The organism is Bacillus cereus group sp. BfR-BA-01316, assembly GCF_022664195.1.
Taxonomy (GTDB): domain Bacteria; phylum Bacillota; class Bacilli; order Bacillales; family Bacillaceae_G; genus Bacillus_A.
Genome location: NZ_JAKUGX010000127.1, coordinates 1 through 226, shown reverse-complemented (window position 1 = coordinate 226; position 226 = coordinate 1). Strand labels below are relative to the sequence as shown.

Genomic DNA, 226 nt, shown 5'->3' with positions numbered 1-226 from the left:
CATTATGTTCGGTATTTGATTGTTATCCGTTATCGGCATCATGTTTGGCATTTGATTGTTATCCATTATCGGCATCATGTTTGGCATTTGATTGTTATCCATTATCGGCATTATTTTTGGCATTTGATTGTTATCCATTATTGGCATTATGTTCGGTACTTGAATATTAGGCGGTATTGCTTGCGGGATCATAACACTTTCTTTTGATACGTTTGGTGAGACTATG

The 226-nt window shown here is 35.8% G+C and carries 1 pseudogene; it reads right to left on the bottom strand.

From position 1 onward, the window contains the following. Nucleotides 1–226 (bottom strand): annotated as a pseudogene (locus MR071_RS25290) (spore coat protein); the annotation flags it as partial.